We start from the raw sequence: 14,887 nt of genomic DNA, 5'->3' as shown, positions 1-14,887 counted from the left end.
ATTACCCGATGCGGTTGCCGCTTGCGGGATCGAACAGATGCAGCGCCGCCGGATCGGCAGACAGCCGCACCTTATCGCCAGGCCGGATAGTGCTGCGTCCCATGACGAAGACACAAACCAGCTGGTTGGCGAGCCGGACATAGAACTGCGTCGACAGGCCGAGCGGCTCGACCACCTCGACCTCTGCCCTGAGCGGACCATCGTCGGCAAGCTGGATGTGCTCCGGCCGTAGCCCGACGGTGAGCACATCGCCATCCTTCAATGGCAAGCCATCAGGCAATCTCAGCTTCTGGCCGTCGGCCAGCACCGCGTCCACCTTGCCGGCCTTGGCCACTGTCGCCGGAAAAAAGTTCATGCCGGGCGAGCCGATGAAGCCGGCGACGAAGGTGTTGATCGGCCGATCGTAGAGTTCGAGCGGATGGCCGACCTGCTGGACGTAACCGTCATGCATGACGACGATGCGGTCGGCCATAGTCATGGCTTCGATCTGGTCGTGGGTGACATAGACCGATGTGGTCTTGAGCTGCTGGTGCAGCGCCTTGATCTCGGCGCGCATATGGACGCGCAATTTGGCGTCGAGATTGCTGAGCGGTTCGTCGAACAGGAACACTTTGGGATCACGCACGATGGCCCGGCCCATGGCGACGCGCTGGCGCTGGCCGCCGGACAGTTGCCTGGGCAGACGGCCGAGAAAATTGTCGAGGCCGAGCCGCTTTGCCGCCGCCCCTACCCTGCCGTCGATCCTCGTCTTCTCCGCCTTCTTCAACAGCAGGCTGAAGCCCATATTCGACGACACATCCATGTGCGGATAGAGCGCGTAGGACTGGAACACCATGGCAATATCGCGGTCCTTCGGCGCGACATCGTTGACCAGCCGATCGCCGATATGGATCTCGCCGCCCGACACTTCCTCCAGCCCGGCAATCATGCGCAAAAGGGTCGACTTGCCGCAGCCGGACGGGCCGACCAGAACGACGAACTCGCCGTCGGCGATCTCGAGGTCGACGCCGTGCAGGATGCGCAGCGAACCGTAGTCCTTCTCGACGTTTTGCAGCGTGACGGAAGCCATCAATTATCCTTTGACCGCGCCGGCGGTGAGGCCGGTGACGAGATAGCGTTGCAGGAAGGCGAAGAAGATACAGACCGGGATCAGCGCCAGGATCGACGCCGCCATCATCTGCCCCCAGTCGACGGCGAACTTGCCGATATAGGTGAGCAGGCCGACGGCAAACGTCTTCTGGTCGTCGCTGGAAATGAGCATCAGCGCGAACAGCAATTCGCTCCAGGCGGCGGTGAAGACGAAGCCAAGCGTGGCGCCCATGCCGGGCAAGGTCAGCGGCACGATCACCTTGCGCATCGCCTGCGCCCGCGTGCAGCCGTCGATCATCGCCGCTTCCTCCAGATCCTTCGGAATGCCGTCGAAGAAGGACTGCATCAGGAAGGTGGCGAAGGCGGTGTTGAAGGCCGTGTAGATGATGATCAGACCGACCAGGCTGTTGGTCAGGCCAAGCTCGCCCATGACGCGGTAGATCGGCGGAATGACCATCACCAGCGGAAAGGTTTGCGTGAGCAAAAGCATGATCGCCAGGGTCGCCTTGCCGCGAAAGGTGAAGCGCGACATGGCGTAGCCGGCGAGGGTGGCGATGACCGTGACGAGCGCCGCGGTCGACACCGAGACGATGACGCTGTTGAGGAAATAGCGGGGGAAGTCAGAGGCTTCCAGGACAGTGATGAAGTTGCGGAAGGTCGTCTGCGACGGCCACAGCGTGATGCCCTCGGAATAGAGCAGCCGCTCCGGCGTCACCGAAATCTTCAGCGTCCAGAAGATCGGGAACAGGGCGAAGATCATATAGGCGGCAATCGCCGCGTAGAGGCCGACGCCGCTGAAGATGCGCGAGGAGGTAGAGCGTCCGGCAATCATCAGACGTGCCTCACCAGCAACCGGCGGATGGCGATCAGCGCGATCGCATAGGCGATGAGCAGTACCAGTAGCAGCACCGCCACCGCGGAGGCATAGCCCTTGTCCAGCGACTTGAAGGCGCTGACATAGATGTAGACCGGCACCGTGCTGGTCGAGCCGGCCGGCCCGCCCTCGGTCATGACGAAGATCAGATCGGCGAAGGTCGCGATCCAGATCGTACGCAGCATGACGGTGATGACGATGGTCGGCGCCAGGAACGGCAGCGTCACCTTGGTGAAGCGCTGCCAAGGCGAAGCGCCGTCGATTGCGGCCGCCTCATGCAGTTCCGACGGGATCGACTTCAGCGCCGCCAGCAGCGTGATGGCGAAGAACGGAATGCCGAACCAGATGTTGGCGATGATCGGCCCCCACATGGCGGTCGCCGGATCGGACAGCACATTGGTCGGCTCGGCCTTCAGCCCGAGCGTGAAGAGCCAATGCGGCAGTGGTCCGATGATCGGATTGAACAGCCACGCCCAGGTCAGGCCCGACAGGAAAGATGGCACCGCCCAGGGCAGGAACACCACCGCCTGCACGAACTTGCGCCCGACAAACGGTTTGTCGAGCAGCAACGCCAGACCCAGGCCGAGGAAGAACTGGAAGAACAGGCTGGCGACGGTCCACCACAGCGTGTTGACCAGCGCCTGCCCCAGCACCTGGTCGGTCAGCATCGCCTGATACTGGCCTAGACCGACATATTCGGATTTGAAGGCGGAGAACTTCCGGAACGAATAGCTGATGCCGATGATCAGCGGCACCAGCAGCACCACGACCAGCAGAACGATCGCCGGGCTGAGATAAAGCCAGGGCTCGATTGCTGCATGCGTCAGCCGCTTCTTTCGCGGCCGGCCGGCGGATCGTATTTCGGACACGGCATAAGTCATTAGCGCTCAACAATCATGGGTGGGTGCCGACAGCGGCAACAGCACCCTTCTCCCCGTTCACGGGGAGAAGATGCCGGCAGGCAGATGAGGGGCGGCGCCAGCCTTGGGGTGCTCGCGCTGCCCCTCATCCGGGCCTGTCTGTGCATGTCGTTGTCCCAAAACCGCTACGCACTTTTGGGCGACATGCATTCGGGCCACCTTCTCCCCGTAAACGGGGAGAAGGTGGAAGAACTACTTCTTGTTCTTGGCCAGCCAGTCCTGCTGTTCCTTGGTCAGGAACGCGGCCCATTGATCGGCAACGTCCTTGGCCGACTTCTGGCCGAGCAGCACTTCCTGGAAATTCTTGATCGCCACCTGGTCGACGAAATTGCCGAGGTTCTCCAGATGTGTCGGCGGCGTCACCATTTCATATTTGGAAGTGTCGCTGAGTTCGGTGAACCAGCCTTTGAACTGCTCGGTCTTGAAGTGGCCATCCTGGTCGGCGCCATTGTGGATCGGCACGACGCCGACTTCCTTGGCCCATTCGAGATTGTCCTTGGGCGACAACAGCGTCGCCATCAGCTTCCAGGCATCGTCCTTGTGCTGCGAATTTGCGAACATCGCCCAGCCGGCATAGCCCAGCGTCGGATAGGATTTGCCGCTTGGCCCCACAGGCAGCGGCGCCACGGCAAAATCGTCGGCACTCATCTTGTCGGCAATGCCGATCAGCGCATCCGGATCCTGGTTGAGCATGGCGCAGGTGCCGGAATAGAAGCCGGTGACGGTCTCGTTAAAGCCCCAGCTCACCGCATCCTTGGGCGCCAGCCCGTCCTTGTACATGTCGGCCAGCATCTGCAGGCCTTTGACCGAGCCCTCCTCGTTGATGGTCGAGGTGCCGTCCTCGTTGAAGTAGCCGCCCTTGCCAGCGGCGATGTTCATGAACATGTGCATGCCGTTGAAGGCGCCCGGCCCACCACGCAGGCAATAGCCGTACTTGCCTGGAATGGCGGAGATCTTCTTGGAGTCGGCGATGAAGTCGTCGAGTGTCGCCGGCGGGCCGTCGAGACCGGCCTCCTTGAACAACTTCTTGTTCCAGAACAGCGCATTCACATAGTAGCCGTACGGGATCATGAACTGGGTGTTGTTGACGGTCGAGCCGAATTGCTTGGCGCGGTCGCCCAGCGTCTTGGCGTCGTCCCATTTGGCCATGTAAGGGCCGAGATCCTCGAGCTGGCCGTTGGTGGCGTACAGGCCCATCCAGCGCTCCGGCATCTCGACGATGTCGGGCGTATCGCCGGCCTGCACCATGGTGAGGAATTTCTCGAAAGCCTGCCCCCAGGGCAGCGAGACCACCTCGACCTTGACGCCGGCATTGGCGGCCTCGAACTCGGCGATCTGCTTCTTCAGGAATTCGGTGCGCTGCGGGCTGGTGATGACCTCGACCAGCTTGAGGGTGGTATCGGCCAGCGCGCCGCTGGCGGACATCGCCAGGCCGGCAGCGGTGGCAAGCATGATGCTCAGTCGTTTCATGTTCAGAACTCCCATTTTGAACCCAGTCATTTTTTTGCTTTGTCGAAGGCCTGGCCGATGTCGGCCCAGAGGTCTTCGACGCTTTCCAATCCGACATTGAAGCGGATGGTTCGGGGGCTGACGCCGAAGCGCGCCATCGAATTGAGACCCGGTGTCTGCTCGAGCGAGGCCTTTGCCGGCACGACGAGGCTTTCATGACCGCCCCAGCTGACGCCGATGCGGAAAAATTTCAGCGCATCGACGAAAGCGGGAATGTCGACATCCTCCGTCACCTCGAAGGAGAACAGCCCGGCATAGCCGGCAAGCGTCTTCTTGCCGGGATGGTTGGAATAGGCGGGATGATTGACCCGCTCGACCTTGTCATGCGCCTTCAAGCGCTCGGCGATGATGAGCCCGCTCTTCATGTGATGCGGCAGTCTCAGCGGCAGCGTGCGCAGGCCGCGCAACAGCAGCCAGCCCTCGAAGGGCGACAGCTTTGCGCCAAGCTGCGAGTAGGTCTGGTCGTTGATGTGCTTGATATGGGCGGCCGAGCCCGCCACCACACCGGCGACGGTATCGCTGTGGCCGCCGAGATATTTCGAGGCCGAGTGCAGCACCAGATCGACGCCGTGCAGGATCGGCTTCTGGAACACCGGCGTCGCCCAGGAATTGTCGATTGTGGTGACGATGCCCTGCTCTTTCGCCAGCCGCGTCAGATGTTCGAGATCCTGCAGCTCGAACATCATCGAGGTCGGGCTTTCCAGGTAGAGCAGTTTCGCACCGGGAAGTGCCGCGGCCACCGCATCCGGATCGGAGCCGTCGACATAGTCGACCTTGATATGCAGGCGCGGAAACAGCCGCTCGAACAGTCGGTAGGCGTCGCCATAGCAATTGCGCACCGCAAGGATGCGTTCGCCTGCGCCGACGAAAGCCAGCAACGTCGCGCTGATCGCAGCCATGCCGCTCGAAAAACCACGTGCGGCTTCAGCACCTTCAAGCGCTGCGACGCGCGACTCGAATTCCATCACCGTCGGATTGTCGCCGCGCGAATAGATCGGCTGTTTCCTGCGCCCGGCAAAGGTGTCGGCCATGTCGGCATAGCTGGCGAAGGTGAACAGCGAGGTCTGGTAGATCGGCGGCACCACCGCATTGCCGGGGAACGGGTCGTCATGCGCCAGAAGCGTCGCCGCCTCGGCAAGATAGTCGCTGCCGGAAATGCCTGGGTCGAAGCTGTGCTCGTTCATGTGCGGACCGAAAGTTTGAGGTTGGCGGCGCCGCGCTTCAAATCGTCCTCGACCGTGGCGATCAGCTTCAGCGCTTCGGCCCGGGCGCCTTCCGGATCGTGCGCGGCGATGCAGTCGAACATGGTGCGGTGGTAGGGAAAGCTTGCGTGGCCGAAATCGCGCACGCCGAGCGGATGTTCCCAGAAGCGGTGGAACAGTTCGTGCATGGCGGCGATAATCTGCTCGAACAGCGGATTGCCGCAGGCGCGGTAGATCGCCTGATGGAATTCCCAGTCCTCTTCCGACGACATGCCGGCGCGGCTGAGAAACTCTTCCTCCATGATGTCGAGCTTGCGCTCGATCTCGGCGAGGTCGTCCTTGTCGGCACGAATGGCGCAAAGGGCGGCGGCTTCCGCTTCCAGCGCGCGGCGGATTTCCAGCGTGCGCATCAGGCCGGTGAAATCATTGCCGCCGGCAAGCGTCAGCGGCATGTGCAGCATGTCGAGCGAGACGGCGGCCTTGAGATAGGTGCCCGAGCCCTGCCGGCGCTCGACCAGGCCAAGCCCTTCCCAGCGCGTCAGCGCCTCGCGCACCGTGTTGCGGCTGACCTTCAGACGCTCAGCGAGGATGCGTTCGGTCGGCAGCCTCTCACCGGGTTGCAGCTTCTCGCGCATGACGAAGCCGGCCAACGCCTTCAGCACCGCGTCGTCGCGGGCCGTCGTCTGGATCGGCGGAAGGCTGAATTCGGTCACCGGGGCTATTACCGAAGTGGTTCAATGGTCCAACCAATTTCTGCACAGACGAAGGGACCTGTCAACAGTGGAAACGCAGCGAGGCCGAAGGGCCAGGGGATGCACCTTCGGCCTTGCTGCTTCAGCCGTGGATGCGCGCCGGCGCAGCGGCGGCGCGAGCCTCGCGCCAGCGAGCGAAGATTGCCTCGCGAACCCGCCTCGAAGCAGAGAGGCGCTTTTTTGCCTGCGCCAGCACCGCAGGCGACGCCTCGGCGGGCGTGCCGGACCGAAAGGGGGGAGCCGGGGCGTATTCGAGCGAGAGCTGCACGATCTCGGCCTCCTCCTGTCCAAGCAGCCTCGCAACCAGCGCCAGGCCGAAGTCGATCCCCGAAGTGACGCCGCCGGCGGTGATGAGCTTGCCGTCTTCGACGATACGCTCGTCGACCGGGATCGCTCCGAACTCCTCAAGGAAATCATGCGCATACCAGTGCGTGGTCGCGCGCTTGCCCCTCAGCAGTCCGGCCGCCCCAAGCACCAGGGCACCGCTGCAAACGGAGGTGATGTAGCGCACCTGCCCCGCGCGCTCCCACACGAAATCGAGGACTGTCTGGTCCTCCAGCAGCGCGTTGACCCCGCCCCCGCCAGGAATGCACAGCACGTCGAGGGGCCGGCAATCGTCAAAGGTCGCGGTTGGCGTCAGCGAGAGGCGCGTCGATGACGTCACCGGGTTGCGATCCTTCCAGATCAGTTCCACCTCGGCATCCTTGGCCGATGCCAGGACTTCGTATGGGCCGGTGAGGTCGAGTTGTTGGACGTCGGGGAATACGAGGATGCCGAAACGAAGGGGCATGGAAATCTCCGTGGGTTGACTTCCGGCAATCTACGGCATCATGGTTTGGCACGATTGCCATTCATCCCTCGCTTCGGGCCAAACCAATGCGCCGTATCGAAGTACTTGCCTATCCCGACATCCAGCTCCTCGACGTCAGCGGACCGCTGCAGGTCTTTGCCAGCGCCAATGATTTCAAAAGGCAGGCCGGCGAACCGGCTCCTTACGAGGTCGTGGTCGTCGCCGCCTCACCGCGCATCCGGACATCGGCCGGTCTCGTGCTGGAGGCAGCAGTGCTGCCGGCGAACGGAGGTAAGATCGACACGCTGGTCGTGCCCGGCGGATGGGGCGTCAACGCGGCCTGCGACGATCCCGTGCTGATCCAGTGGATCGCCAGCCGCTCGCGCGATGCCACGCGAACCGCTTCCGTCTGCAGCGGCGCCATGCTGCTGGCGACGGCTGGCCTGCTCGACGGGCGTCGCGCGGTGACCCATTGGGGACGCTGCGCGGAGTTCGCCCGCCGCTTTCCCGCGGTCCGCCTCGAACCTGACCCGATCTTCATTCGTGACGGCAATGTCTGGACATCAGCTGGTGTAACGGCGGGGATCGATCTCGCCCTCTCCCTCGTCGAGGCCGACCTTGGCCGGCACACGGCGCTTGCCGTGGCGCGCGAATTGGTGGTCTTCCTGAAACGTCCCGGTGGCCAGGCGCAATTCAGCCAGACCCTCAAGCTGCAGCAAGGCGACGGACGCTTCGACCGGCTGCATGGCTGGATCCTCGAAAATCTGGCCGGTGACCTGTCGCTCACGCAGTTGGCCGACCACGCCAATATGAGCCCGCGCAGCTTCTCGCGGCGCTATCGCGAGGCCACCGGCCGGACACCTGCCCGCGCGATCGAGGAGATCCGGATCGAGGCGGCGCGGCGGATGCTGGAGCGGGGCCAGCCCGTCAACCAGACGGCCCGCCGCTGCGGTTTCGGCTCGGAAGAAACCATGCGGCGCGGCTTTCTGCGCGTGCTGGGCACCAACCCGCGCGCCTATCGCGAGCGTTTCTGATCGCTACGGCTTGCGCCATTAAGCCGGCGGTCGACGCCGTAGAAATAGAGCCTCTCCAGCGTTCAGGCGGGATGCTGTAGCTGGCTGAGCCCGCCATCGACGACGAGGGTCGCCGCGTTCATGAACGGGCACTCCTCAGAAATCATGAACACAGCGGCCAGCGCGATCTCGCGCGCCGAGGCGATGCGGCCGCCTGGATGCAGCGCCAGCGTCCTGGCGCGCGTGGCCGCCGGGTCGGCAAAGCTGTTCCAATAGTCGGTCGCCTTCTGCGTCTCGACATAGCCGGGCGCCAGGGCGTTCACGCGCACGCCCTGCCCGGCATATTCCAGCGCCAGCGATTTGGTCAGCCCAAGCAGCGCGTGCTTGGCCACGGGATAGGGGAAGGTATGAGGGATGATGGTGAAGCTGTGCGTCGAGGCGATGTTAAGGATGGCGCCACCGCCATTTGCGATCATTGCCGGGAGCACCGCCTTGGCGCAGTTCCAGGCGCCCTTGACGTTGACGTCGAAATTGCGGTTCCACTCCTCCTCGGTCGCCTCGAGCGGCGTCGAGAACACATTCATGCCGGCATTGTTGATCAGCGCGTTGATCGGCCCGATCGCGTCGGTCGCTTGACCGACGGCTGCGGCAATCGCGGCACCGTCGCTGATGTCGGCTGAGACATGCCCGACATGGCCCTGCGGCGCTGCTAGGCCGGCGACCGCTTTGTCCAGCAGCGCGCCGTCGCGATCAACCAGGAACAGCCTTGCCCCTTCGGCGAGGCAAGCTTCAGCGATGGCAAGCCCAATGCCTTGCGCGGCGCCGGTGAGGAAGATGCGTTTGCCGGACAGGCGCTCAGCCATGGCTGTCACTCCACTGGAAGATGGTCAGCGCCGGCCCAGTGCCGACGAACGCAGATTGTCGAGCAAAACGGCAAGCAGCAGGATCACGCCGCGCACAATGTATTGGTAGAAGGCTGGGATGTTGAGCAGGTTCATGGCGTTTTCGGCAATGCCCATGATCAGCACGCCGACGATGACGCCCGACATGGTGGCGCGGCCGCCGGCAAGCGAGACGCCGCCGAGCACGCAGGCCGAGATGACCGAGAGTTCAAGCCCGACCGCCGCATTGGGCTGGCCCGACGTGATGCGCGAGGCCAAAAGGATGCCGGCGATGCCACAGACCACGCCTTGCAGAGCAAAGATCCAGATGCGCGTCCAGTCGACATTGACGCCCGCCAGGCGCGAGGCCTCCGGGTTGCCGCCGATGGCCAGCGTGTTCTTGCCGAAGACGGTACGATTGAGGACAAAACCGAAGATGCAGAACAGCACGGCCAGGACCCAGACCGGCGTCGGAATGCCGAACAGCTTGGATAGCGCCAGCTGGTAGAAATCCGGGCTGTTGATGCCGACGGCGCGGCCATCGGATGCGATCAGCGCAAGGCCGCGCACGATCTGCATGGTGGCAAGCGTCGTGATCAGCGCGTTGATGCGGAATTTGGCGATGACGACGCCATTGATGAAGCCGACCAAGGCGCCGCAGGCGATTGCCGCGAGAAGCCCGAGCAGGATCGAACCGGCATAGTTCGACGCCATTACCGCGACCATGCCGGCGAAAGCAACGATCGAACCGACCGAGAGGTCGAAGTCGCGCGCGGCGAGGCAGAACATCATCGTGCAGGCGACGATGCCGACGGTGACCACCGATTGCAGCAGGCCGAGCATGTTGCGGTCGGTCAGAAAATTCGGCACCAGCAGCGACACCAGCACGAAGGCGACGATGAAGATGACGACGAGGCCCTGTTCGCCGAGCAGGATCTTCTTCAACTGATCGGTCATGGCAAAGATCCTCAGGATGCGATCGCGTCGGGGGTTTTCTGATCGGGAAGAGCGGCGGCCAGGATCGCTTTTTCGGCGAACTGGTCGCGCGCGAGTTCGGCGCTGATGCGCCCGCCGCACATCACCAGGATGCGGTCGCAAATGCCCATCACTTCCGGCAGTTCGGACGAGACGACGACGATCGCCATGCCGTCTTCGGCAAGCTGGTAGAGCAGTTCGTAGATTTCCGCTTTGGCGCCGACATCGATACCGCGTGTCGGCTCGTCGACGATAAGCACGCGCACGCCCTGCTCCGACAGCCAGCGGCCGAGAATGACCTTCTGCTGGTTGCCACCGGAGAGGTTGATGATGTCCTGCTTGCGCGATGGCGTGCGGACCTTGAGCTTCTTAATGAAGGTCTCGGCGGTGGCGATCTCGCTAGCGCGGTTCAGGATTCCGAAGCGTGTGTGATGACGCCGCGACGAGATGTTGATGTTCTCCTCGATCGAGCGGCCCTGGATGATGCCGTCATGCTTGCGGTCTTCCGAGCACAAAACGATCCCGGCGCGGATCGCGTCATGCGGATCGGTGGCATGCACGACCTTGCCATCAACGGTAATGGTGCCACCTGAGCGCGGGTCGGCGCCGAACACCAGCCGCATCAGTTCCGAGCGCCCCGCGCCGATCAGGCCGAAGAAGCCGACGATCTCGCCCGCCCTCGCCTCGAAGCTGGCGGGCGTCGTCAGTTTTACTCCGCAAACAGCGTCGACCTTCAGCCGGACATCGCCGGCCGGGCGTGGGCGAAACCCCCAGATATCGGAGATTTCGCGGCCGACCATTTCGGCGACGACCTGGTCGCGTGTGACGTTTTTCAGCGACGCATGGTGCGCCGCGAGCTTGCCGTCGCGCAGCACGGTCAGGCTGTCGCAGAGGCGGAACACTTCGTCCAGCCGGTGCGAGACATAGATGATGACCTTGCCCTCGCCGCGCAGGCGGTCGATCAGGGCAAACAGGATTTCGCTTTCGCGCGACGACAATGACGAGGTCGGCTCGTCCAGAGCGATGACGCGCGCGTCGAGCATGATCGCCTTGGCGATCTCGACCATCTGGCGCTCGCCGATCGACAGCGTCTTGACCTTGCGGCTGATATCGATGTCGATGCCGGCTGATTTCAGCTTGGCGCCAACATCGTCCAGCATCCTGGCACGGGCGATGATGCCGGCGTTGGCGGGGAAGCGGCCGAGGCTGAGGTTTTCGGCAACAGTGAGCTCGGGAACCAGCTGCAGTTCCTGGTGGATGACGATGACGCCATTGTCGAAGGCATCTCGCGTCGTTGCATAGGCTTGCATCTTGCCGTCGATGAGGATCTCGCCGTCATCGGCATGCTGGTCGCCGGACAGGATCTTGATCAGCGTGGATTTGCCGGCGCCGTTCTCGCCCATCAGGCCGTGCACGGCGCCCTTGTCGACGCCGAACGAGACGTCCGACAGCGCCTTGACGCCCGGATAGGTCTTGGTGATTTCCGAGAAGTCGAGAAAGGACATGGGGCGCCTATCCTTTTGCCATGCCAAACAGGCGGCTACTGTGAGCCGCCGCCTGTTTGTACAGGGAGGATTATTCGATGCCGAGACCCTTGCGGACCGTCTGGTAGTCGTCGCGCTTGGCCAGCGCACCGGCGGTCAGGATGAGCTTCTCGGGTTCCTTGTTGTTGGCGACCCAGTCATACATGTTGAGCGCAGTCTCGTAGCCGTGACGCTTCGGCGAGATGATCACCGTGCCGACGAAGCCGGTGGCGGTCGGCTTCTTGAACTCGTTGATCGCCGAATCCGCGCCGCCAATGCCGACGCCGATCACGTTTTCGGCCGGGATGCCGACGCTTTCGGAAGCGCGCACGGCGCCGAGAACGGCTTCGTCGTTGAGGCCGAAGGAGACCCACTTCTTGATGTCGGCATGGGCGTTGAGTACCACCGTCGCCGCATTGAGCGCAGCCTCGGTATCGGTCTTGGCCTGCGGCGCGTCAAAGATGTTTTCGGCCTTGAAGCCGTTGGCCTTCAGCACCGAAATGGCGCCTTCGACCCGGTCGACGGCGGTCGGCAACTGATCATAGGAGACGCGGATGGCGCCGACCTCGTCGGCCTTCCAGCCGCGCGCCTTCATTTCGTCGACGATCGCCTGGCCGACGGCCTCGCCGATCTTGGTCGCCGAAATGCCCATATGCGGCACGTCTTCCAGCGCCTTCCCGTCTGCGCCGACCAGACGGTCATCAACCGTCATCAGCTTGAGATTGTTGGCGGCGGCCTTGGCGACGATGCCGGGGCCGAGCTTAACATCAGGCGTGCAGACGATGAAGCCTTGCGCGCCCTGCGCGCCGAGATTGTCGATCGCCGACATCAGCTTCTCACCGTCCTCGGCGCCGATCTTGACCAGGGTAAAACCCTTCTCCTTGGCGGCCTGGTCGGCGAACTTCCATTCGTCCTGGAACCACGGCTCCTCGGGCTGTTTGACGATAAAACCTATCTTGGTGTCCTGAGCATATGCAGCGATGGTCGTGACGGACAGCACGGCAAGCGCGCCCGCGACGAGCGCGGTCTTCAGAAGTCGCATGATTACCTCCCAGCGATGGCCGGGCGCTCAGCCCGGATGCAGAGTCTCTAATTCTTTTTATCATACTCGTCAATTGATCTGGTATGATAATTGAGCTACATGCTCTGACCAGGGATCGCTGGCGTAAATCCTCCGCATCCGGTAAGGCCGGAGACGCGAGATCAGTGGTTTCGCCGCCTTGGAGGAGGGCTGAGGTGACCGAAACTTCGAAGAAGGCATCAGGCGACACCCGCCGCCCGCGCGTCATGCCCGATGTGACCAAGGCGCTTGCCTCAGACATCTTTTCCGGACGCTATCCCGCCGGCTCGTCCCTGCCGACCGAAAACGAACTCGGCGTCGAATATGGCGTCAGCCGCACCGTCATCCGCGAGGCGCTGAAGGTGCTGGCCGCCAAGGGGCTGGTGCTGTCGCGGCCGCGCATCGGCACGGTTGTATGTGAACAGGACAACTGGAACATCATCGACCCGCAGGTGCTGGCCTGGCACGCGCCGCATGCGCTGGACGACAAATTGTTCGACGCCATCCTCGAAACGCGCCGCGCCATCGAACCTCTGGTAGCTGAACTGGCGGCGACTCGTGCGACGCTGCAGGAGATCGCCGATCTCGAAGCCGCCTGGCGCGGCATGGCCAATGCCGGCGAGGATCTCGCCGCCTTCTCGCGCTCCGACATCACCTTCCACCAGATCGTCTATGCTGCGAGTCACAACCCGATCTTCCGCCAGATCGGCAATCTGATCGACACCGGGCTGAAATTCTCGCTCGAAGCAACGGCGACCATTTCGCTCGCCCGGCGCATGGAAGCGGTGGCGGCGCACCGTGAGGTGGTGGAGGCGCTGCGCATGCGCGATGCCGCGGCGGCGCGTGCGGCGGCAGGCCGGATCCTCGACCTTGCGGCGCGCGACCTGGTCAGCGCCAAGAAACTCAAGAACAACTGAGACCAGCATGAAAATCATCTCGCTCACCACCTACATCGTCCCGCCGCGCTGGCTGTTCCTGAAGATCGAGACGGATGCCGGCGTCACCGGCTGGGGCGAGCCTGTCGTCGAAGGCCGTGCGCTGACAGTCGAGGCAGCGGTCAAGGAACTTGGCGATTATCTGATCGGCAAGGACCCGCGCCTGATCGAGGACCATTGGACGGTGATGCATCGCGGCGGCTTCTACCGCGGCGGGCCGATCCTGATGAGCGCCATTGCCGGAATCGACCAGGCGCTGTGGGACATCAAGGGCAAGGCGCTCGGCGTGCCTGTGCATGAACTGCTCGGCGGCAAGTTGCGCGACAGCATCAAGGTCTATTCCTGGATCGGCGGCGACCGGCCGGCGGAAGTGGCTGCTGGCGCCAGGGAGGTCGTTTCGCGCGGTTTCCAGGCGCTGAAGATGAATGGCACCGAGGAACTGCAGATCGTCGACAGCCATGACAGAATAGATGCGGCTGTCGAACGAGTCGCCATGGTGCGCGAGGCCGTTGGGTCCAACATTGGCATCGCCGTCGATTTCCACGGCCGCGTCCACCGGCCGATGGCGCGCATGCTGGTCAAGGAGTTGGAACCCTACCGGCTGATGTTCATCGAGGAGCCGGTGCTCAGCGAAAACCGCGAGGCGCTGAAGGAGATCGCAGCGCTGGGCTCGACGCCGATCGCGCTCGGCGAGCGTCTTTACAGCCGCTGGGATTTCAAGTCGGTGTTCGAGCAAGGCGCCGTCGATATCATCCAGCCGGACCTGTCGCATGCCGGCGGCATCACCGAATGCCGCAAGATCGCGGCGATGGCCGAGGCCTATGACATTGCGGTGGCGCCACACTGCCCGCTCGGGCCGATCGCGCTTGCCGCCTGCCTGCAGCTCGATGCCGTCAGCTACAACTGCTTCATCCAGGAACAGAGCCTCGGCATCCACTACAACGCCGCAAACGATTTGCTCGATTATGCCGCCAACAAGGACGTCTTTCGCTACGAGGATGGCTATGTCGCAATCCCCGATGGTCCCGGCCTCGGCGTCGAGATCGACGAGGACTACGTCAAGGAAAGGGCCAAGGAAGGCCACCGCTGGCGCAACCCGGTCTGGCGTCACAAGGACGGCTCCTTCGCCGAGTGGTAGCCCGGCCGACCTTGCGGCCAGGCCTTCAGGACCTCGAGCTCAATTTCGCGGTGGCGCCAGCGTAACGCAGGCCTCTGATGTGCCGCAGCGCCGAGCACCAGCGCATGGGAACCGTCGGCGCCGGCAAGCCGCAAACGGCTGACCGCCTGGGTTGCCGCAAGCGATCGAAAGCAGTCGCTATCCATGGAACATGGCGGATGTCCTGTTCTCATCGACCTTTTCTTGG

At 63.2% G+C, this 14,887-nt stretch carries 14 protein-coding genes; 3 read left to right on the top strand and 11 right to left on the bottom strand.

Translation table 11 applies throughout. From position 1 onward, the window contains the following. Position 1: 1 nt before the first annotated feature. From NLY43_RS28395 to NLY43_RS28365, 7 genes are all read right to left on the bottom strand, one after another. Positions 2-1,069: an ABC transporter ATP-binding protein gene (locus NLY43_RS28395; RefSeq protein ID WP_023712130.1), complete on the bottom strand. Its 1,068-nt coding sequence runs from the start codon at positions 1,067-1,069 to the stop codon at positions 2-4. Positions 1,070-1,072: 3 nt separating this feature from the next. Then, positions 1,073-1,921 carry a carbohydrate ABC transporter permease gene (locus NLY43_RS28390; RefSeq protein WP_023691354.1) on the bottom strand — a complete coding sequence of 283 codons (849 nt, stop codon included), beginning with the start codon at positions 1,919-1,921 and terminating at the stop codon, positions 1,073-1,075. After that, positions 1,921-2,844 carry a carbohydrate ABC transporter permease gene (locus NLY43_RS28385; protein WP_023685296.1) on the bottom strand — a complete coding sequence of 308 codons (924 nt, stop codon included), beginning with the start codon at positions 2,842-2,844 and terminating at the stop codon, positions 1,921-1,923. Before NLY43_RS28385 ends, NLY43_RS28390 begins: the two co-directional genes overlap by 1 nt. 231 nt (positions 2,845-3,075) lie before the next feature. Further along, on the bottom strand, positions 3,076-4,353 hold the full coding sequence (locus tag NLY43_RS28380) for an ABC transporter substrate-binding protein (protein ID WP_023712131.1): 1,278 nt from the start codon (positions 4,351-4,353) through the stop codon (positions 3,076-3,078). Positions 4,354-4,379: 26 nt separating this feature from the next. Beyond that, the gene (locus NLY43_RS28375; protein WP_023712132.1) at positions 4,380-5,576 is read right to left on the bottom strand and encodes a PLP-dependent transferase; all 1,197 of its coding nucleotides are present in this window, start codon (positions 5,574-5,576) and stop codon (positions 4,380-4,382) included. Then, entirely contained in the window at positions 5,573-6,307 is a 735-nt protein-coding gene (locus NLY43_RS28370; protein WP_023712133.1) for a FadR/GntR family transcriptional regulator, read from the bottom strand. The genes NLY43_RS28375 and NLY43_RS28370 overlap by 4 nt, the downstream gene beginning before the upstream one ends. A gap of 121 nt (positions 6,308-6,428) precedes the next feature. Next, positions 6,429-7,136: a DJ-1/PfpI family protein gene (locus NLY43_RS28365; RefSeq protein ID WP_023702130.1), complete on the bottom strand. Its 708-nt coding sequence runs from the start codon at positions 7,134-7,136 to the stop codon at positions 6,429-6,431. A gap of 86 nt (positions 7,137-7,222) precedes the next feature. Here NLY43_RS28365 and NLY43_RS28360 point away from each other — a divergent pair, with 86 nt between their 5' ends. Further along, positions 7,223-8,170 (top strand): GlxA family transcriptional regulator, encoded by a 948-nt coding sequence (locus NLY43_RS28360; protein ID WP_023712134.1) that lies wholly within the window; start codon positions 7,223-7,225, stop codon positions 8,168-8,170. 62 nt (positions 8,171-8,232) lie between these two features. On the opposite strand, the gene NLY43_RS28355 is transcribed toward NLY43_RS28360, so the two are convergent. From NLY43_RS28355 to NLY43_RS28340, 4 genes are all read right to left on the bottom strand, one after another. Next, positions 8,233-9,012 carry an SDR family oxidoreductase gene (locus NLY43_RS28355; RefSeq protein ID WP_023712135.1) on the bottom strand — a complete coding sequence of 260 codons (780 nt, stop codon included), beginning with the start codon at positions 9,010-9,012 and terminating at the stop codon, positions 8,233-8,235. Positions 9,013-9,036: 24 nt separating this feature from the next. Next, the gene (gene araH / locus NLY43_RS28350) at positions 9,037-9,987 is read right to left on the bottom strand and encodes an L-arabinose ABC transporter permease AraH (RefSeq protein ID WP_023712136.1); all 951 of its coding nucleotides are present in this window, start codon (positions 9,985-9,987) and stop codon (positions 9,037-9,039) included. Between the two features lie 11 nt (positions 9,988-9,998). Next, complete coding sequence (gene araG / locus NLY43_RS28345; protein ID WP_023712137.1) at positions 9,999-11,510, bottom strand: L-arabinose ABC transporter ATP-binding protein AraG; 1,512 nt, start codon at positions 11,508-11,510, stop codon at positions 9,999-10,001. 70 nt (positions 11,511-11,580) lie between these two features. Next, on the bottom strand, positions 11,581-12,570 hold the full coding sequence (locus tag NLY43_RS28340; protein ID WP_023668118.1) for an arabinose ABC transporter substrate-binding protein: 990 nt from the start codon (positions 12,568-12,570) through the stop codon (positions 11,581-11,583). Positions 12,571-12,815: 245 nt separating this feature from the next. Here NLY43_RS28340 and NLY43_RS28335 point away from each other — a divergent pair, with 245 nt between their 5' ends. Beyond that, complete coding sequence (locus NLY43_RS28335) at positions 12,816-13,505, top strand: FadR/GntR family transcriptional regulator (protein ID WP_245259915.1); 690 nt, start codon at positions 12,816-12,818, stop codon at positions 13,503-13,505. Between the two features lie 7 nt (positions 13,506-13,512). Beyond that, complete coding sequence (gene dgoD / locus NLY43_RS28330) at positions 13,513-14,661, top strand: galactonate dehydratase (protein ID WP_023668116.1); 1,149 nt, start codon at positions 13,513-13,515, stop codon at positions 14,659-14,661. The last annotated feature ends 226 nt before the right edge of the window (positions 14,662-14,887 follow it).

Origin of the sequence: Mesorhizobium sp. C416B (assembly GCF_030323165.1) — a bacterium.
GTDB lineage: Bacteria > Pseudomonadota > Alphaproteobacteria > Rhizobiales > Rhizobiaceae > Mesorhizobium.
This window is presented reverse-complemented; position numbering and strand designations above follow the sequence as displayed.